The following is a 19,447-nucleotide window of genomic DNA, read 5'->3' as shown; positions in this document are numbered from 1 at the left end:
TTAAAAGAATGTATTTCAATCCTTCGTTAATGACAATTTGTATTTCTCCGCTCCAACAAAAGTTGGATGCTCAGAAATGTTTTGCGCGAGTACACTTGGCACTCTCGCTGTATTTCATTGACGTTTTGCTGTTCAGTTTTCAAGGTTCATATTGTGTCCCTCGTTGGCGACATACATAAGATTACAACATCCAGATGCACATGTCAACACTTTTAATAAACCTTTTTATAAAAACACCGCAAAAGCACATAACGCCGCGAATCCAGGGATACCTAAAACTGCGAGCAATAACCCGGAAGCAATGTTTATGGGTACATAAATACCAATGAATCCTCCAGCGACATTCATAGCGAATAACACAAGGAATGCAAATGCCAATCGAAACCAATACACCGATAGTCTTTCCGAAGCTTTCTGAATCTGTTTCTTGTTCATCATTAGTAATAGAAGAAGAACTGTTCCAATTACAAGAATGCTGATAATTTCCACGGGTAACGCCCCTTTCAAACGATTAATCCATTCTATGCGGTTCCCGTGAAAATATATCAATCCTTGCCAAGCTTGCGGATCTTCGCTTCTTTAAACAGGTAAAAATGTTTGCTTTCAGCAATCTTCCTACGGACGAGTATCTCTTGATCGTAGTCATGGAGGTGTCTTTCGATTCCTTTTGCTTTTTCCCAATCCTCTTTCGTTTCGACCATTAACGAACGAAGACGTTCATCAAACTCTTTTTTAAGCTTTGCTTTTCTACCAAACATGCATTGCGCCCCCCTACAACTCCCGACGTCCTTCCAGCGCCTTCGACAATGTCACTTCATCTGCGTATTCAAGGTCTCCACCAACCGGCAGTCCGTGCGCAATCCTTGTAGTTCGAATTCCCGAAGGTCTCACGAGTCTTGAAATATACATCGCTGTTGCTTCCCCTTCAATTGTCGGATTCGTGGCGAGAATCAATTCCACCACTTCTTCGTCTTGAAGACGAGTTAGTAAGGATGGAACATTTATATCTTCGGGTCCTATTCCATCCATCGGAGAAATTGCTCCATGAAGAACATGATAGAGTCCGTTGTAATCTCTCATCTTCTCCAACGCTATGACGTCTTTGGGATCCTGAACAACACAAATCGTCGTACCATCCCGTTGTTTATCTTGGCAAATATGACATGGGTCGATATCCGTAATGTGCCCGCAAACCGAACAAAAACGGAGATTCCTTTTCGCGTCAACAAGCGCTTTCGCAAAATCCAACACGGTATCTTCTTTCATACTTAAGACGAAAAATGCCAGTCGACCGGCCGTTTTCGGGCCGATGCCTGGCAGTTTCATAAAGCTATCAATTAGCTTTGAAATTGGTTCGGGATAGTGCATTGTTTTTCCTCCTAGAACATTCCGGGAAGGTTCAATCCTTTCGTGAATTGTCCCATCGTGGAGTTCGTCAATTCTTCTGCCTTAGCCATTGCATCATTCGTTGCGATAACAACAAGATCCTGCAGCATTTCAACATCTTCAGGGTCTATTACAGAAGGGTCCATAACAACCTCGAGTACTTGCTTATCTCCGGAAACGACCACTTTCACCATTCCGCCACCCGCTGTACCCTCAAGACGCTTTTCGCCAAGTTCTTCTTGAGCCTCAGCCATTTTCTTTTGCATTTTCTGCATTTGTTTCATCATACCTTGCATATTTCCATTTCCCATACCACGCATAGTTATTTCCTCCTCAAATTTTTAATCGTCATAGACGGTTATGAAATCCTTGCCGAAAATCTTTTCTGCCTCTGTTACGAGTACATCCACATTTTCCTGTTCAGCTTCCTTTACGAAAGAAAGTGTTTCTTCTGCGACCCCTTCTACATCAGATGGTCGGGGGTCCTGCTGTTTAGCCAATCCATTTTTCTGTATGAAGTCTTCCCTAACCTTTAACCAGGCCTGTTCCGGAACGTAAATCACTTCATAAGCCTTACCGGTTCGGGAACGCAAGGCTTCTGACAGACCAGATTTAAGCGATGGATTTTCAGATGCCATAAGGCAATGGATTTCATATTTGAATTTTAACACAAAAGCTTTCTCCGATGCGGCAACTGGTTCTGTTTCTTCAAGAAGGGCAGCGTGGGATTTTTGCATTGTTCTCATCATACCCGCCCACTCTTCGCGAATCGTATGAATATCTTGTTTTGTAGCAAATTTTAATGTTTCATGTATCTTCCCAGTCGGGACTTTGAAAGATTGCGATGACTTCGAAGCATTCTTACGAGGTTGTGTAGTACGTTCTGCAGCCGACTGCACTCCAACACCATTCACGACCTGTTGTTGCAACTGTACAATCATTTGCTCAAGCTCCGCTACTTTCTGCATAAACCCTGAGTCAGCCGTTTGCACATTACCTTCTCTTCGCGTGTGACTACCCTCAATGTGGATCATCTTCAAGACTGCTGATTCGATATAGACCTTCGCATGATTGGAGAACCGCATTTCTTGCTGCGTTTTCGCAAGTATATCAATATAAGCATACAAAGTATCAGGTTCGAATGCTTTCGCCATTTCTACAAACCGTTCATCACTTGAAATGAGTTCAAGAAGACCCCGCAGGTCCGGGGCTGTTCGTAGAAGTAGGAGATCCCTGAAGAACGTTATTAGGTCTTCAGCAAGCCTGGAAACGTCCTTACCCTCTGCAATGAGTTGATCTAAAAGTGATAACGCCGTACCAGCATCTTTTCCAAGTAACGCCTCTGCCAAATGATGGAATGTATCTTCACCTATTGAACCTGTAACAAGAAGAGCGTCTTCAACCGTCAGCTTATCCCCACTGAAAGATACGACTTGGTCAAGCATACTGAGTGCGTCACGCATACCGCCTGAAGCCGCTTGAGCGATAACTTTTAACGCACCTTCGTCAGAATTAATACCCGCATCGGCAAGCACCACTTTCATTCGGTCTATAATATCAATCGGTGTAATCGGTTTGAAGTCGAAACGCTGACATCTCGAAATGATTGTAAGCGGCAACTTATGCGGTTCGGTCGTTGCTAATATAAAGACAGCGTGTGGCGGTGGCTCCTCAAGCGTTTTCAACAATGCATTGAACGCCGAATTAGATAACATATGCACCTCATCGATGATATACACCTTGAAGCGCGCACTCGACGGTGCAAAACGTACTTTTTCAATGATGTCACGCATTTCCTCAACTCGGGAATTCGACGCCGCATCAAATTCGATGACATCCGTATTTGAACCCTCCGTAATGCTGAGACAAGCGGGGCATTCATTGCACGGTTCTTTTGCAGGTCCGTTTTCACAATTCAATGCTTTCGCAAAAACTTTTGCCGCACTTGTTTTCCCTGTGCCCCTTGGTCCTGAAAATAAATAAGCATGTGTCGTCTTATTATGAAGAAGGGCGTTTTGAAGTGTTTGTTTGACATGTTGCTGCCCCGACATCTCAGCAAATGACTGAGGTCGGTATACACGATAAAAAGCTTGATACACCAACAGTTCCCACTCCTTTTGACGCAATGCGTTAATGTTTCCAGTATAGCACAAAGCTCCTCCAGAAACCTTTTCTAAGCAATAAAAAAACTCGCCCAATTAAGAGCGAGTTGAATGATAATATTAATGCCGTGCACCTTTCTCCGACAGCCATACATAAGCGTTACTCCTGTCGCCAGCTCGGTCTAGGCGACCCCGCGGCACATGAGAAATTCCACTTAATGCTGCTTCCTTCCGGATCTGACATGGTTCATGGATTCCCATTGCGCGGGACCCAAACGTCAACACTACGTGCAAGAGGCAGGCCCTACAATATGGACAACCTCGGAAAGGGATTCAGTCTTGCTAGAGCGGATTGCAAGTTACAGGACACCGCTATCTCCCCACCTAGCACGGCACTTATTAGTATACCCATTTTGGTAGATTAAATCAAATGAAAAGATGTGAACAAACTTTTCCCACAAAACTGTTGACATCTAAATCTATACGTGATAAATTATATTCTGTTGACACGGAGGAATACCCAAGCCTGGCTGAAGGGATCGGTCTTGAAAACCGACAGGGGAGTCAAATCCCGCGGGGGTTCGAATCCCTCTTCCTCCTCCATTTTTAAACTTAAACTAAATTTAATTATACAAGTAGTAAAGGCAGCGAATTCGCTGCCTTTTTTTATTTTCATTAATTAACTCTTGCACCGAGGATAGAAGGGCTAACCGCTATCGCTGTGTAGTATGGAAATGCTACCGCTAAAGTTTTTGCTAAGTTAGCTTGATCACCCTGTTTCACGGCGATGAACAAGGAAGGACCGGCTCCACTAATTGTCATCCCATACGCGCCTAGGTCTTTGCACTTTTTCCGTATAGCATCAAACTCCTGAAACAACTGCTTACGGTATGCTTCATGGAATATATCCTTTTCCATCATCCAACCTGCCGTCTCCCAATCGTCTTGTGCAATTGCGGCAGTCATCACGCTGCTTGCTGCACTACCAAGTACCCCTTCCGCGTGATCCAACTTTGCAGGGAGAAGCCCTCTCGATTCTTCTGTCCGTAGTGCGTTTGGTGGTACGAGTATAACCGCACCGATATTTGGCTCCTTAATATGAATGACATCGATATCTTCTCCATTGAAGTAAGATACCGTGACACCCCCAAGTAATGCAGCCGACACATTATCTGCATGGCCTTCCGATTCGCTGCCGATCTTCACTTTTTCTTTCAATGAAAGTTTCAACTCCAGCAGATGATCTGCAATTACAATACCCGCTGCAATTGCAGTTGCACTGCTGCCAAGTCCTTTACCTAACGGGATATCCGTTTTTACAGTAAGTTGAAGAGGGGGAGATATCTGTTTGTACCGAGCGGCGACATCCAGTATTGTTTTCACAATCAAATTTTCTTCCCCGACAGGTAAACTTTTATATTCATCACCTTCATTGATGACTTTCCACTCTTCCGCCGGCAATACATCAACCGTCATATACAAAGACAGTGCCAGACCGATGCTGTCGAAACCAGGACCAAGATTTGCAGTAGTCGCAGGAACGACAACCGAAAAACCATCCCTTCCCATTAAATGCTTCCCACTTTCAAACTGCCAAGAAAGGCATCAAAATGTTCTCTGGATAGAAGAGGCTTGTCTTCATTCACTAAAATAGCCGTCTCGGGATCTTTCAAACCATTCCCCGTTAAGACGCCGACGACTGTTGAACCTTTCGCCAATAGCCCTGCGTCCAATCGTTTCTTAATACCCGCGACTGTTGCACAAGATGCTGGTTCTGCGAAGATTCCTTCTGATGAGGCAAGAAGGCTATAAGCTTCCAAGATTTCTTTATCTGTTACTGATAAAATAGCTCCATTTGACTCTGCAAGTGCATTCTTTGCCAAGCCCCAACTTGCAGGATTACCGATTCGGATAGCTGTTGCGACCGTTTCCGGTTCTTCAAACACACGATCATAGACGATTGGAGCCGCCCCATCTGCTTGTACGCCAAGTAATACGGGCAATGTCGTACCTTTACGCTCTGCGTATTCTTTGAAACCTTTCCAGGCAGCGGAAATATTCCCGGCGTTACCGACAGGCAGCGCAAAAATATCAGGTACTTTGCCAAGTTGTTCAATCGTTTCAAACGCGATTGTCTTTTGCCCTTCCAAACGATAAGGATTAACGGAGTTCACAAGAGCAACCTTGTCCTGTGCGACTTCCCGCACCATGTTAAGTGCTTCGTCGAAGTTCCCTTCAATGGCAACAATCTCCGCTCCGTACATCTTCGCTTGTGCTAACTTCCCAAGTGCAATTCTTCCATCGGGAATGACAACGATTGTTCGCATGCCTGCACGGGCTCCATATGCCGCCGCTGATGCGGATGTATTCCCTGTCGATGCACAGATAAGAACCGATTTGCCTTCTTCTTTCGCTTTTGCAACCGCCATTACCATCCCGCGATCTTTAAAAGAGCCCGTTGGATTCGTTCCCTCTGTTTTAACATATAGATTGATACCCCACTCCTTTGACAAATTCGTTAAGTGAATGAGTGGTGTATTCCCTTCTTGTAACGTCAACTGGGGTGTTTCTTCCGATACCGGCAACCATTCTTTATATTCGTCAATCAATCCATTCCATCTTTTCATCATTCTTCCCCCTCCACACGGTAGTGACTCAATACACTGACCACCTCAGACGTCTCATTCAACTCATTGACAATATTGAGATGCTGCTGTCGTGACATTTGATGCGTGATGAAAATAAGTTCAGCCCCCTCTCCATCCTTACGTGGATGTTGGACGACGGATGCCAGACTTGCTCCATGTTCACTGTAAATAGCCGTTAGTTTTGATAAAACACCCACTTCGTCTTTCACAAAAATGCGGTGGAAATAACGTGAGAACCGGTTGCTATCACTTTTCACCTTTCGCTCAAATTGCGGTGCATGAAGTCTTTTACCATTTACACCAAGAAGTAGGTTGCGGCATGCTGCAATAATATCTCCCGTGACAGATGTTGCCGTTGGTAATGATCCTGCACCCGGACCGTAAAACATCGTTTCCCCAACTGTATCACCGTAAATGTATACCGCATTGTATTCGTTATTCACCGATGCAAGCGGGTGTGAATTCAGGAAAAATACAGGTTCAACCGCCACTTCAATACCGTCTACATCTTTTTTTGCGGACCCTGCAAGTTTCACCGTATAGCCAAACCATGCTGCAAGCTCCAGATCACCATCCTGAATCTCCTTTAAGCCTCTAACGAGTACATCTTCGAGACGCACTTCCATCGAGAATGATAGAGAAGCCAAAATAACCATCTTTCGAGCTGCATCGATTCCATCCACGTCCGCTGACGGATCAGCCTCCGCGAAACCAAGTTCTGTTGCTTCTGCCAATGCATCTTCATAGGACATATTTTCATGTTTCATTTTCGTTAAGATGAAATTCGTCGTCCCGTTTACAATGCCTGTCAATGCACGGATTCGATCGGAAGCCAGTCCATCTTCAAGCGTCCGTATCAATGGAATACCTCCGCCTACACTCGCCTCATAGAACAAATCACATTTGTTTTCATCAGCCAGTTTCAACAATTCCATACCATACTCTGCCATAACGTCCTTATTCGCTGTTACTACACCTTTGCCTGCTCGTAATGAGCGTTCAATAGCATCCTTCGCTTCACTTGTTCCGCCTATTACTTCCACGATTAAGTCGATTGAAGGGTCATTAATCACGTCATTCAAATTGTTCGTGAAGACGTCAGATGCAAACTCTGTTCCTCTCTGCTTATCTATATGTTTAACAAGTACTTTTTTAATAGTCACGGGTACACCTAGCTTGTGGCGAAGATCCTCTTGGTGATTTTGTAGAATTTTTGCAACCCCACTACCTACAACCCCGAAACCTAATAATCCAATAGTAATCTGATTTTTCATTTGACGACTCCCCTAACTATATGTACACTATGAAAAAACAATTGTTCTTTACATAAGGACATTATAGTTAAATATTCAAACAATAACAACCCCACGAGTCAATAAAGTTCAGGAAATACTAAAATACCTATACTTAATAGATTGGACTTGATGAAAATGAAAGTATGTAAATTTGGCGGAACATCGGTTGCCTCAGCTGAGCAAATCAAAAAAGTCATGCAAATCGTGACAGCAGATCCTTCCCGCAAGGTGATTGTTGTATCAGCGCCAGGAAAAAGGTTTGACGGAGATGAGAAAGTAACTGACTTATTAATTAGTCTCGCAGAAACAGCGCTAAACGGAGGAAACACGGATTACAAAGTAAATGCTGTAGTCGATCGTTATCGAATGATTGCATACGGTCTTGGGCTGTCAGAAGATATTGTTCGTATTATCGAAAGTGATTTAACGAGTCGTCTTTCCAACAACCAAACTGATTCATCCCTATTCATGGATTGCATGAAAGCGGCCGGTGAAGACAATAGTGCCAAATTGGTGGCCGCCTATTTTACATCCATTGGACTTCAAGCCCAATACGTCTGCCCGAAAGAGGCCGGTCTACTTGTAAACAAACGACCTGAACGTGTACGTGCACTGCCTAAAGGTAACGAACGACTCGCACAACTACGTCACATGCCTGGCATCATCGTATTTCCCGGTTTTTTTGGCTACACGGAAGACGGAATACTGCGTACATTTAATCGGGGGGGCTCTGATATCACCGGATCCCTTCTTGCGGCGGCGACCGATGCAGAGCTGTATGAAAACTTTACGGATGTCGACTCCGTTTTTGCAGCAAACCCGACTGTCGTGGACAATCCCGTCGCCATCGGAAAGATGACCTATCGGGAAATGCGAGAACTGGCCTATGCAGGATTCTCGGTCTTCCACGACGAGGCACTTATGCCTGCATTCCAGCGGTCTGTTCCTGTATGTATTAAAAACACAAATAACCCGGAAGCACCCGGAACACTTATTGTTACTGAACGAAATCACTTTGCACAGCCGGTAATCGGCATTGCTGCAGATAGTGGATTCTCTACACTGTTTGTCGATAAGTATTTAATGAACCAGGAAATCGGTTTCGGAAGAAAGTTATTGCAAATCTTAGAAGAAGAAGAAATTCCATTTGAACATACGCCTTCCGGTATTGATAACTTATCCGTCATTATTCGAAGTAAATTCATCGATGCGGATAAGGAAGCACGTATCATTAGTCGAGTGAAAGAGGAGCTGAATGCAGATGACGTACATATGCATTCTAATTACTCCATGATTGTCCTTGTCGGTGAAGGAATGCGCCACTCCACTGGTCTTGCTGCACGTGCCGCCTCTGCAATTGCACGCACAGGTGCTAGCATCCAAATGATTAACCAGGGGTCTTCCGAAGTGAGTCTTGTCTTTGGCGTCCTTAAAGAAGACGAAACAAAAATTTTGAAAGAACTATACAAGGAATTCTTTTCAACCGTTCCTGTTTATTCTTAAAGTAAAAACGACACACTCCTTTTTAGAGTGTGTCGTTTTTATTTCATTTTCTCAACATGGTTGTCTGTTCAAGCAAATGACCGATACGTTCGATGATTGACTCCACTTCATGCGGTCTGCCAATAAGGTCATAGTCATTAATATCAAGACGTAGTACAGGACACGCACTGAATGATTCAATCCATGTCTCATAGCGCCCATACATCTCTTCCCAGTACGAAATTGGAGTTTCCTGTTCCATTGGCCGTCCACGCTCTTGTACGCGTGAAATAATGCCATCCAATGGTCCCTCCAAGTAAATCAGTAAATCAGGATGTGGGAAATAAGGCGTCATGACCATCGCTTCAAACAAATTCGTATAGGTTTCATAGTCGACTGGATCCATTGTTCCTTCTTCTTTATGCATTCTTGCAAATATACCGGTGTCTTCATAGATTGAACGGTCTTGAACGAAGCCGCCCCCGTATTCGAACATTCGTTTTTGTTCTTTGAAACGCTCGGCAAGAAAATAGATTTGCAAGTGGAAGCTCCACTTTTCAAAGTCATTGTAAAAGCGGTCAAGATATGGATTTTGGTCGACATTTTCAAATGATGTTCTAAAATCCAATGCATTCGCAAGTGCCTTCGTCATTGTAGATTTCCCGACACCGACCGTACCTGCTATCGTAATGACTGCACTTTGCGGGATGCCATATTTTTCACGTAAATTCATGCGTATTAACTCCTTTTTATATCGTTGCATCGACTTTCTGTAAAATGAATTGCAAATCCCCTTCATTGTTTACAAAATCAATTTCGTCCCCGTTGAAACGGAGTACAGGTATTTCAGGATGTGCATGTTCAAAGGAAGTGATGAATGTTTCGTAATCCTCGGCAAGCTGTTGCAAATAGGAAGGATCCATGTTTTTTTCGAAATCACGTCCACGCATATCAATACGTTTCGTAAGCGTTTCCAGGCCCGCATGAAGATAGATGATGACATTCGGTACAGGCATGTCCGTTGTTAGGATTTTATAGATTTCTTCGTATTTTGTATACTCCTGGGCACTGAGTGTCCGCTTTGCAAAAATAAGGTTTTTGAAGATATGATAATCGGCGACAACGGGTACTTGTTCTTCCCTAATCTCGTTTTTAATATCGCTTAGCTGTTTGTAACGGTTACAAAGAAAAAACATTTCGGTTTGGAAGCTCCATTCCTCGATGTTAGCGTAAAATTTATTTAGAAACGGATTTTCATCCACGATTTCTTTTAAAAGATGGAATTGTTGGGTTTCTGCAATCGCTTTGGAAAGTGATGTTTTCCCCACACCAATCGGGCCTTCCACCGTTATGAACGGGACTGACATGTAAAGCCCTCCTTCAGATCTTATTGTATAGTGCTCCTTATTTTATCACACGCGGAAATTGAAGAACAGTAGCAATAGCATGTTTCCACGTGGAACAATTTGTACTGAAAAATGCTACACTTATAGATAGGGAGAGATGATAATGGATGCTTTTGAAAAAAATCGTATGTATATGCAGTTGGCAATTGACGAAGCGATGAAAGCTGAAGCACTCGGTGAAGTCCCGATCGGTGCAATCATCGTCCATGACGATAAAGTGATTGCACGCGCACATAATTTACGGGAAACGTCACAAAATGCAGTTACCCATGCAGAGTTATCCGCTATTCAGGACGCATGCAAAGAAGTCGGAAGTTGGAGACTCGAAGACACAACTTTGTACGTCACGCTTGAACCGTGTCCGATGTGCGCCGGTGCAATTCTTCAATCACGGATTCCACGCGTCGTCTACGGAGCACGAGATTTAAAAGGCGGCTGCGTCGATTCACTGTACCGGTTATTGAATGATCCTCGTTTCAATCATGAATGTCATGTAACTGAAGGCGTGCTAGCAGAAGAATGCGGGGAAATGCTCACTGCATTTTTCAGGGCCATTCGTGAACGGAAAAAAGAGAACAAAAAAAACAATCGTGCCTGACGTTTCATAACGTTTGGCACGATTGTTCATTATAAAGTGATTCGTTCTTTGCCGCCCATATATGGACGAAGCACTTCAGGAATTACGACTGATCCATCCTCTTGTTGATAATTTTCGAGAATTGCTGCCACCGTACGACCGATTGCTAGACCACTACCGTTTAAAGTATGGACATATTCCGGTTTTCCATTCGCTTCGCGGCGGAAACGTATTTGTGCACGACGCGCCTGGAAGTCTTCGAAATTTGAACAAGAAGAAATTTCACGGTACATTTCTTGTGTCGGAATCCATACTTCAAGGTCATATTTCTTTGCTGCTGTAAATCCAAGATCCGCTGTACACATTTTCAATACACGATAGGGAAGTTTCAATAATTGCAGCACTTTTTCTGCATGCCCTGTCAACTTTTCAAGCTCATCATATGAATCTTCCGGCTTTACAAAGCGGACAAGTTCCACTTTGTTGAACTGATGCTGGCGGATCAAACCGCGTGTGTCTCGTCCCGCAGATCCTGCTTCTGAACGGAAGTTCGTGCTATATGCAGCAAACGCTGCTGGTAACTGTTCGCCATTTAGAATTTCCTCACGGTAAAAGTTTGTCACAGGCACTTCAGATGTCGGAATCAGGAAGTAATCCTCTTCATTCACCAAAAATGCATCTTCTTCGAACTTCGGTAGTTGACCTGTTCCCGTCAAGCTTGTCCGGTTCACTAAATATGGAGGTAGTATTTCTTCATAGCCATGCTCCTCGATATGGAGATCTAGCATGAAGTTGATCAATGCACGTTCTAGGCGTGCACCCAGTCCACGGTAAAAGACAAAGCGACTACCTGTCACTTTTGCAGCCCGTTCAAAGTCAAGAAGGTTCAAGTCTGTTCCGATTTCCCAGTGTGGTTTCGCTTCAAAGTTGAATTCAGGTTTTTGCCCCCATGTACGAACCTCGACGTTATCATCCTCGCTATCCCCAACCGGAACGCTTTCATGCGGGATGTTCGGGATGCGCATCATGATATAATTCAAGTCTTCTTCAATTTTGTTTAGTTCTTCGTCAAGGACTTTGATTTCATCCCCAACTTCCCGCATGCGCACAATGACGTCATCCGCGTTTTCCTTGTTACGTTTCATTTCCGCAACCTTTTGGGATGCTTCGTTCCGTTCTGCTTTTAACTGCTCAACTTTTGCAATCAATTCTCTCCGTTTTTCATCAAGGCCGCCAAACTTGTCAAAGTCTGCAAGGTTCTCCCCGCGTTTTGAAAGCTTTTCTTTGACTTTATCAAAATTGTTCCGTACTTTTTTGATATCCAACATTGTAAATTCCTCCTTAAACTTTAGACGATGATGGAAAGTATTCATCTGAAATGATTACATCCGGACAACAAAAAAAGCCCTCCATCCCCTATAAAAGGGACGAGAACTACCCGCGTTGCCACCCAAATTGACCGGACATTTATTATGACCAACCCACTCCATTGAAATAACGGTTCAAGTACCGGCATAGGTCTAAACGATTCGTTTCAGCCCAGCAACTCAAGGACGGATTCACAAGTGTTTTTATCGGCTTGCACCAACCGCCGACTCTCTTTGAAAAAACATTCCTGCTACTACTTCCCATCATCGTCTCGTGTTTGAAATTAGTATTACCTTACTATATAGACGACTCTTTGGCAAGTCATTATAGTCGGTGTCAGTAAACGGGCGCCGGGCATGCAAAAAAAGCGGGAGATTTCTCACCCGCCGCTCATGTGCTAGTTACCAGCCACGTTCCGACATACGGTCACCTGCTGCTAGACCTGCAAGTTCCAATCCTTTCATCGGTGTTCCAATATCTTTGGAAAGTTCACCAATCAGACGATAGTCTTTGAAATTTTGTGTTGCTTGAACAATTGCACGTGCAAATTTTTCAGGGTTCTCTGATTTGAAGATGCCAGATCCAACGAATACGCCGTCTGCACCGAGTTCCATCATAAGCGCAGCATCTGCCGGAGTTGCTACACCACCTGCCGCATAATTCGTTACTGGGAGTCTGCCATGCTTTTTAATCGCAAGGAGAATTTCATATGGCGCACCTAGATTACGGGCTTCCGTCATGATTTCATCATCATTCATATGGACAAGTCTGTTCACTTGCGCATTTACTTTACGTAGGTGACGAACCGCTTCAACGATATTACCTGTTCCCGGTTCACCTTTCGTACGGAGCATCTGTGCCCCCTCGCCAAGACGACGTGCTGCTTCACCAAGATCACGCGCACCACAAACAAATGGAACATTATATGCGTTTTTCAACAAGTGGAACTCTTCATCTGCCGGTGTCAGCACTTCACTTTCGTCTATGTAGTCAACACCTAACGCTTCAAGGACACGTGCCTCGGATATATGCCCGATTCTCACTTTTGCCATAACGGGAATGGAAACCGCTCCTTGGACTTCCGTAATGATGCGTGGATCAGCCATGCGCGCTACACCGCCTGCTGCCCGTATATCTGAAGGAACACGTTCGAGTGCCATAACCGCAATTGCACCTGCTGCCTCAGCTATTTTTGCTTGCTCTGCATTAATAACATCCATGATGACGCCGCCGTATTGAAAACTCATTTTACCTTCCCCCTTTTCTTATTACTCAGTATAATAGAGAATGACCTTATTAAAATACTCAGTTTCATAACAATTGAAGAGGTCAGATGGAGTGAAGACAATGGAGATGCTATTCGTTCAGTTAAATAAAAAAGAAGATACACCTTTATATGAACAAATTTACAATCAGATCCAGTCGGACATTACGCAAGGCAAATTACCAGTGGGAATGAAACTTCCTTCTAAACGCAAACTTGGTGAATTTTTAAATGTCAGTCAGACGACCATTGAAGTAGCCTATGCGCAACTTATAGCCGAAGGGTTCATTTCCTCACAATCAAGAAAAGGTTTTTATGTACAAGCCATTGAAGAACTTGCCTATGCGGAACCCTTGGAGTCCATAAATAAATCCAAAAACCGTGAAGCAATGACCGTTTCGTTCGACTTCTCTCCGGGTATGATTGACACGGACTCATTCCCATTCACACAATGGCGAAAGCATGCAAAAAATGTTCTGGATGAATCCTCACAACATCTTCTTCTTCTCGGTCATCCACACGGTGACGTAGAGCTGCGGAAAGAGATTGCAAAGTATTTGTATCATTCACGTGGCGTCGATTGTACACCTGAACAAATTATCGTCGGCTCTGGTACAGAACAACTTATGCCACTCGTTATCCGTATTCTTGGTAAGGATGCTGTATATGCAATTGAAGATCCAGGTTATCCGCTAACACACCATGTCTTTTTACATAATAACCGTAAAGTAACACCGATAGCAGTTGATGGGGAAGGCATGGATGTAGCAAGCCTACAACGCTCAGGTGCGACTGTTGCATACGTTACACCTTCGCATCAATTTCCAACTGGTACCGTTTTGTCTGCGTCACGTAGAACCGCTCTACTAAACTGGGCATCAACACACGACAATCATTTTGTCATTGAAGATGATTATGATAGTGAATTTCGCTACGTAGGCCGTCCCATCCCTTCCCTGCATGGAATGGACAAAGGCGATAACGTTATCTATATCAGCACATTTTCAAAATCACTCATGCCTTCCCTGAGAATCGCCTATATGGTGTTACCTCCTGTATTGTTAGCTCGATATGCGAACGCGTTCATTCACTACTCGTCAACCGTCCCAAGGCTTGATCAGCACATTCTTGCCCACTTCATGGCGAACGGACACTTTTCGCGCCATCTCAATAGGATGCGGAAGATTTATAAACGGAAACTTCAAGTTTTAACGGAAGCACTTCAACCCTACGCACCTACTATTTCTTTTTCAGGCGATGAAGCAGGTATGCATATTATCATTACAGTTCAAACTAATGCGGACGAAGAAATGTTAATAAAAGCGGCAAGAGATGCCAATATCCTTATAACTGGACTAAATGGGTACAGGTCAACGCCTGTACAAGGAAGTGCATCTTTCCTCATTGGCTTTGCTGGGTTTTCCATTGAAGAAATCAGTAAAGCGGTGGACAGTCTTATGGAGTGTTGGAAAATAAGAAAAAACCACGACAATCTAAGAGTCTAAGTAAAAAGGCGATGGATCCATAAACGGATCCATCGCCTTTTATTAATTAAACAACCCTTTAACAAAACCAGTTGCACTATTCCAAATACTTACGAAGAAGTCACCGATTGCTCCCATCATCAATGAGAACCAACCTGCTTTTTCAACCGCTACAGACGTTACAACATCCGATCCCATATTACCTTCGTCAATGAAGCCATAATCGATTCCTTCTGATTTGACAAGATTCACATGGCCAACAACTGTTCCTTTTTTGATAGGTGCCTGTAGTGCACCATCCTTCAAACTGGATTCATCGATTGTAAGTTCAGGCTTGTACAAATCCTTTTCACTTGTTTTTATCATCATGTGAATAGGATCTTTCGCTTTAATTGAAACTGTTTTCTCTTTTCCTTTATTGACGTTAAGTGTTTTTTGATCTTTAAATGTATAGCCTGCAGGTGCAAACTCTACATCAGAGAATTGGCTAAATCCATAATCGAATAATGCACGAGTTGCATCGAATCGTGCTTTGTATGAACCGATACCTTTCGCATCAACCGCTTTCATAACAACGGCGATAATACGTTTACCGTCACGCTTTGCTGTTCCCGTAAAACAATGTCCAGCAAAATCGGTCGTACCTGTTTTCAAACCGTCAACGCCTTCGTATTCATATACGAAACCTGGGAGCATGAAATTCCAGTTGTCCATCTTAATCGCGTCTGTTGTTCCCTCGCGGAATACTTTTGAATTGATCGCAGTAGTTTCAAGTACTTCTGGATAATCTTTCAATAGACTGTATGCAAGCTTTGCAACCGACTTTGCAGGCATGACGTTTTCATCATTCTCACCAGTACCTTGTGGATGCATGCCTTGTAAACTAGAATTATTCAAACCTGTTGAATTGACAAACTTGTAGTCTTTCAAACCAAGTTCTTTTGCTTTGGCGTCCATCAACTTTAGAAACTCGGTCTCTGTCCCTGCAATCGTTTCTGCAATCGCAATCGTTGCCGCATTCGCTGAGTAGATTGCCAATGCTTCATACAATTCACGAATCGTGTAAACACCGTCTCTTCGAAGTGGGACATTACTTAACCGTCGATCTTGTGAAACGGCGTATGTGTAATCAGTCACCTTATATTCTTGATCCCAACTGACTTTCTTATCCTCAATTGCCTCAAAAAGAATATACTCTGTCATCATCTTCGTCATACTTGCTATTCCAAGTGGTGTTTCCGCATTTTCCTCATATAGTATTTTTCCACTATCAGCATCTATCAGAATTGCGCCCGCAACATGTATACCAAGCGTTGTGTCGGCATATGCCGGAACCGAGCCAAGAGTCATTATTAGTAGCAATGGCATTAATAATAACACGACCGATTTTCTCATTTTTTGTTTCACCCTTCTACCTCCGTTAATACTATTTCTTCATATCATTTTAGCATATATTTATTACTTCATGGGTCCTAATACAAAAAAGCACCTTTCCGCTCATATATAGACGCAGGAAAGGCGCTGAAGTTCCATTCATACAAATCTGAAACCCGATTATTGTATTATGAAATTGAATAGTTTGGTGCTTCTTTTGTAATCTGCACTTGGTGTGGATGACTTTCACGCAATCCAGCACCTGTCATACGGATGAATTGTGCATTTTCCCGTAGATCATGTAAATCCTTCGTTCCGCAATAACCCATTCCTGAACGTATTCCGCCAATTAGCTGATGAATTGTGTCTGCAAGGGCCCCCTTGTATGGAAGACGACCTTCGATTCCTTCAGGTACAAGCTTTTTAGCATCTTCTTGGAAATACCGATCTTTTGAACCACTTTCCATTGCAGACACAGACCCCATACCACGATATACTTTAAAACGACGTCCTTGGAAGATCTCTGTATGTCCAGGGCTTTCCGTTGTACCTGCAAGGAGACTACCAAGCATAACGACATGTCCACCTGCTGCAAGTGCTTTAACGATGTCACCTGAATACTTGATACCGCCATCCGCAATCATCGTCTTACCTTGTTTACGTGCCTCTGTGGCACATTCATAAATAGCTGTGATTTGCGGTACTCCGACACCGGCCACAACCCGTGTTGTACAAATAGATCCAGGTCCAATTCCTACTTTGACTACATCTGCACCAGCCTCATAGAGGGCACGTGCCCCTTCGGCAGTTGCAATATTCCCAGCAATTATATCAAGATCTGGATACTGTTTCCTAATCTCAGCAACAGTATCGAGAACACCTTTTGAATGTCCATGAGCCGTATCGATTACAATAACATCGACTTCTGCTTTCACAAGCTTATCTATACGCGTCATTGTATCAGACGTAACACCAACAGCAGCACCCACTAACAAACGACCTTGCTTGTCTTTTGCAGCATTTGGAAATTCAATCACTTTCTCGATGTCTTTGATTGTGATTAGGCCTTTCAAGATACCTGCCTCATCCACGATAGGAAGCTTTTCAATCTTATACTTTTGAAGAATCTTTTCAGCATCTTCTAATGTCGTTCCTACAGGTGCTGTTACAAGATTGTCCTTCGTCATTACATCACTGATAATAAGTGAATAGTCCTGGACAAACCGAAGATCACGGTTTGTCAGAATACCAATTAACTTTAGGTCCTCTGTATTATCAACAATTGGAACGCCTGAAATACGATACTTACCCATCAAATGTTCTGCGTCATAAACTTGGTGTTCAGGTGTTAAGAAGAAAGGATTTGTAATGACCCCATTTTCTGAGCGTTTAACAGTAACGACTTGCTCAGCTTGTTCTTCAATGCTCATGTTTTTATGAATAATCCCGAGTCCACCTTGACGAGCCATCGAAATTGCCATTTTGGATTCTGTTACTGTATCCATTCCTGCACTGATAACAGGAATATTTAACTTGATTTTATCCGTCAAGTTAACAGAAAGAGACACTTCCTTAGGTAACACTTCAGATGCTCCTGGCACTAGCAATACATCATCGAACGTAAGCCCTTCACGTGCAAATTTAGATTCCCACATTCCATTACGCCTCCCTATAAGTTTCACTTGAATATTATTAAAAGGTTATCAGCGAGCACAATAGCTGTCAAGGATGCAACGACAAGTAAAAGTATTCCTATAATTCACTGAACAATACATTCAATTACCTTTTTCATTTTAATGGGCGCTGTCTGCGGTGCAAAACGTTCTACAATATTTCCATCACGATCAATCACGAACTTCGTAAAGTTCCACTTGATCCCTTCGGTAATCATCCCTTTTTTCTGCGAGGTAAGATAAGAGAAAAGAGGTTCTATAGCATTGCCTTTTACATTTACTTTAGAGAACATTGGAAAAGTCACTCCATAGTTAAGTTCGCAAAACGCCATCGTCTGCCCCATTTCAGCGAACTCTTGGTTATTAAAGTTGTCAGAAGGAAAGCCCAAAATGACAAGCCCTTTTCCTTTGTATTCATCATATAGTTCTTGTAGTTCTTTGAATTGACTTGTAAATCCACATTTACTGGCGGTGTTCACGATGACAAGAGGTTTTCCTCTATAGTTGTCCATGGAATACTTATCACCGTCTGCTTTTTCGACTGTAAAGTCATATACAGTTGTCATGCAGAATCATCCCTTTCAGTTTTGCCTTTCTTCAACAGTAGGTTTTAATGAAAGGCATTACAAGCAAAATGGTTCTGGATTGTCTTTTTGAAATAAAAAGTTCCATTGTGTTCGCTACTGTACCAGAGGATGTCTCCTCCCATTGAATTCTAGACTGGTAATTCCATGAAACCCGCTTCGGTACTTCGTAGATACCTCACGCGATAAGCGAAGGTACTAAAAAGATTTGGTTTCGCTCAATCATCCTGCGGAAGCAATCAAAGGTGGTGTGTTTTCGCTCAATTCTAGCGCAGGTGCAATCAATGGCGATGAAGTTTCGATCAAACAACCCCCTGGCGTGATCAAATGCGAGTATGTTTCGATCAAACATCCCCCTGGCGCGATCAAATGCGAGTATGTTTCGATCAATTAAAATAGGTGCCAGTGGTCTAACACAAATCAGAATTGTGTTAGACCACTGGCACCCCACACGATATCCTACTCTCACAGGGTGAAATCCCCAACTACCATCGACGCATGTGCCTAACTTCCGTGTTCGAGCTACGAACGATGATGAGCGGCAGATTTCTTCGTCAGCTTCGGTCGTCCGGTTCTCGCGTATATCATACGCTCCGATCCTCCTCCCTTTGCTTCCTCGAACACCACCACTCCTCCCCTTTCTCACAGTCCATTGAACAAAGGCACCCTTCGGGTTTTTTATTTCTTGGCATTAAAAAAAGCCATTGCTTTTCAGCAATGACTTTCTTGGTGCCCGGCGACGTCCTACTCTCACAGGGGGAAACCCCCAACTACCATCGGCGCTGAAGAGCTTAACTTCCGTGT

The 19,447-nt window shown here is 43.4% G+C and carries 18 protein-coding genes, 1 tRNA gene, 1 rRNA gene, 1 other RNA gene and 1 other annotated feature; of the genes, 4 read left to right on the top strand and 17 right to left on the bottom strand.

Annotation, left to right across the window (positions count from 1 at the left end; genetic code table 11):
* Positions 1–225: 225 nt before the first annotated feature.
* The 6 genes from FILTAD_RS00800 to ffs form a co-directional block, all read right to left on the bottom strand.
* On the bottom strand, positions 226–489 hold the full coding sequence (locus FILTAD_RS00800; protein WP_238988106.1) for a pro-sigmaK processing inhibitor BofA family protein: 264 nt from the start codon (positions 487–489) through the stop codon (positions 226–228).
* Between the two features lie 56 nt (positions 490–545).
* Complete coding sequence (locus FILTAD_RS00795; RefSeq protein WP_124068601.1) at positions 546–758, bottom strand: YaaL family protein; 213 nt, start codon at positions 756–758, stop codon at positions 546–548.
* A 13-nt stretch (positions 759–771) separates the two neighbouring features.
* Positions 772–1,368 carry a recombination mediator RecR gene (gene recR, locus FILTAD_RS00790; RefSeq protein WP_124068600.1) on the bottom strand — a complete coding sequence of 199 codons (597 nt, stop codon included), beginning with the start codon at positions 1,366–1,368 and terminating at the stop codon, positions 772–774.
* Positions 1,369–1,379: 11 nt separating this feature from the next.
* Complete coding sequence (locus tag FILTAD_RS00785; protein WP_124068599.1) at positions 1,380–1,706, bottom strand: YbaB/EbfC family nucleoid-associated protein; 327 nt, start codon at positions 1,704–1,706, stop codon at positions 1,380–1,382.
* A gap of 21 nt (positions 1,707–1,727) precedes the next feature.
* Positions 1,728–3,488 (bottom strand): DNA polymerase III subunit gamma/tau, encoded by a 1,761-nt coding sequence (gene dnaX, locus FILTAD_RS00780; protein WP_124068598.1) that lies wholly within the window; start codon positions 3,486–3,488, stop codon positions 1,728–1,730.
* A gap of 126 nt (positions 3,489–3,614) precedes the next feature.
* Positions 3,615–3,881, bottom strand: an RNA gene (ffs, locus tag FILTAD_RS00775) — signal recognition particle sRNA large type.
* Between the two features lie 117 nt (positions 3,882–3,998).
* Here ffs and FILTAD_RS00770 point away from each other — a divergent pair.
* A tRNA-Ser gene (locus tag FILTAD_RS00770) sits at positions 3,999–4,091 on the top strand.
* 72 nt (positions 4,092–4,163) lie between these two features.
* On the opposite strand, the gene thrB is transcribed toward FILTAD_RS00770, so the two are convergent.
* Genes thrB through FILTAD_RS00755 form a run of 3 tightly spaced genes read right to left on the bottom strand, consistent with a single transcriptional unit; the run spans position 4,164 to position 7,410 of the window.
* Positions 4,164–5,057, bottom strand: coding sequence for a homoserine kinase (gene thrB, locus FILTAD_RS00765; protein ID WP_124068597.1), 894 nt, complete (start codon positions 5,055–5,057; stop codon positions 4,164–4,166).
* Complete coding sequence (gene thrC, locus FILTAD_RS00760) at positions 5,057–6,115, bottom strand: threonine synthase (RefSeq protein WP_124068596.1); 1,059 nt, start codon at positions 6,113–6,115, stop codon at positions 5,057–5,059. The genes thrB and thrC overlap by 1 nt, the downstream gene beginning before the upstream one ends.
* A complete protein-coding gene (locus tag FILTAD_RS00755; protein WP_124068595.1) occupies positions 6,115–7,410 on the bottom strand; it encodes a homoserine dehydrogenase in 1,296 nt (431 codons plus the stop codon). The genes thrC and FILTAD_RS00755 overlap by 1 nt, the downstream gene beginning before the upstream one ends.
* A gap of 156 nt (positions 7,411–7,566) precedes the next feature.
* On the opposite strand from FILTAD_RS00755, the gene FILTAD_RS00750 reads away from it, so the two are divergent.
* A complete protein-coding gene (locus FILTAD_RS00750; protein WP_124068594.1) occupies positions 7,567–8,934 on the top strand; it encodes an aspartate kinase in 1,368 nt (455 codons plus the stop codon).
* A 43-nt stretch (positions 8,935–8,977) separates the two neighbouring features.
* Here the strand turns inward: FILTAD_RS00750 and FILTAD_RS00745 are convergent, their stop codons facing one another.
* Positions 8,978–9,646: a deoxynucleoside kinase gene (locus FILTAD_RS00745; RefSeq protein ID WP_124068593.1), complete on the bottom strand. Its 669-nt coding sequence runs from the start codon at positions 9,644–9,646 to the stop codon at positions 8,978–8,980.
* 16 nt (positions 9,647–9,662) lie between these two features.
* Complete coding sequence (locus FILTAD_RS00740; protein WP_124068592.1) at positions 9,663–10,280, bottom strand: deoxynucleoside kinase; 618 nt, start codon at positions 10,278–10,280, stop codon at positions 9,663–9,665.
* A gap of 142 nt (positions 10,281–10,422) precedes the next feature.
* Here FILTAD_RS00740 and tadA point away from each other — a divergent pair, with 142 nt between their 5' ends.
* On the top strand, positions 10,423–10,917 hold the full coding sequence (gene tadA, locus FILTAD_RS00735; protein WP_124068591.1) for a tRNA adenosine(34) deaminase TadA: 495 nt from the start codon (positions 10,423–10,425) through the stop codon (positions 10,915–10,917).
* A gap of 29 nt (positions 10,918–10,946) precedes the next feature.
* Here the strand turns inward: tadA and serS are convergent, their stop codons facing one another.
* Both serS and pdxS read right to left on the bottom strand, forming a co-directional pair.
* Complete coding sequence (gene serS, locus FILTAD_RS00730; RefSeq protein ID WP_124068590.1) at positions 10,947–12,224, bottom strand: serine--tRNA ligase; 1,278 nt, start codon at positions 12,222–12,224, stop codon at positions 10,947–10,949.
* A 92-nt stretch (positions 12,225–12,316) separates the two neighbouring features.
* Positions 12,317–12,540: a binding site (T-box leader), on the bottom strand.
* Positions 12,541–12,665: 125 nt separating this feature from the next.
* Positions 12,666–13,511 carry a pyridoxal 5'-phosphate synthase lyase subunit PdxS gene (pdxS, locus tag FILTAD_RS00725; protein WP_124068589.1) on the bottom strand — a complete coding sequence of 282 codons (846 nt, stop codon included), beginning with the start codon at positions 13,509–13,511 and terminating at the stop codon, positions 12,666–12,668.
* Between the two features lie 100 nt (positions 13,512–13,611).
* Here pdxS and pdxR point away from each other — a divergent pair, with 100 nt between their 5' ends.
* Positions 13,612–15,033: a MocR-like pyridoxine biosynthesis transcription factor PdxR gene (pdxR, locus tag FILTAD_RS00720; RefSeq protein ID WP_124068603.1), complete on the top strand. Its 1,422-nt coding sequence runs from the start codon at positions 13,612–13,614 to the stop codon at positions 15,031–15,033.
* Positions 15,034–15,075: 42 nt separating this feature from the next.
* Here the strand turns inward: pdxR and FILTAD_RS00715 are convergent, their stop codons facing one another.
* From FILTAD_RS00715 to rrf, 4 genes are all read right to left on the bottom strand, one after another.
* On the bottom strand, positions 15,076–16,419 hold the full coding sequence (locus FILTAD_RS00715; RefSeq protein WP_282432562.1) for a serine hydrolase: 1,344 nt from the start codon (positions 16,417–16,419) through the stop codon (positions 15,076–15,078).
* A gap of 155 nt (positions 16,420–16,574) precedes the next feature.
* The gene (gene guaB / locus FILTAD_RS00710; RefSeq protein WP_124068588.1) at positions 16,575–18,041 is read right to left on the bottom strand and encodes an IMP dehydrogenase; all 1,467 of its coding nucleotides are present in this window, start codon (positions 18,039–18,041) and stop codon (positions 16,575–16,577) included.
* Between the two features lie 104 nt (positions 18,042–18,145).
* Positions 18,146–18,625 carry a glutathione peroxidase gene (locus tag FILTAD_RS00705; protein WP_124068587.1) on the bottom strand — a complete coding sequence of 160 codons (480 nt, stop codon included), beginning with the start codon at positions 18,623–18,625 and terminating at the stop codon, positions 18,146–18,148.
* A gap of 749 nt (positions 18,626–19,374) precedes the next feature.
* A 5S ribosomal RNA gene (gene rrf, locus FILTAD_RS16270) occupies positions 19,375–19,447 on the bottom strand; the annotation flags it as partial.

Origin of the sequence: Filibacter tadaridae, assembly GCF_900609045.1 — a bacterium.
Classification (GTDB): domain Bacteria; phylum Bacillota; class Bacilli; order Bacillales_A; family Planococcaceae; genus Sporosarcina; species Sporosarcina tadaridae.
The sequence above is the reverse complement of the archived record's forward strand: the minus strand, read 5'-3'. Positions and strand labels throughout refer to the sequence as shown.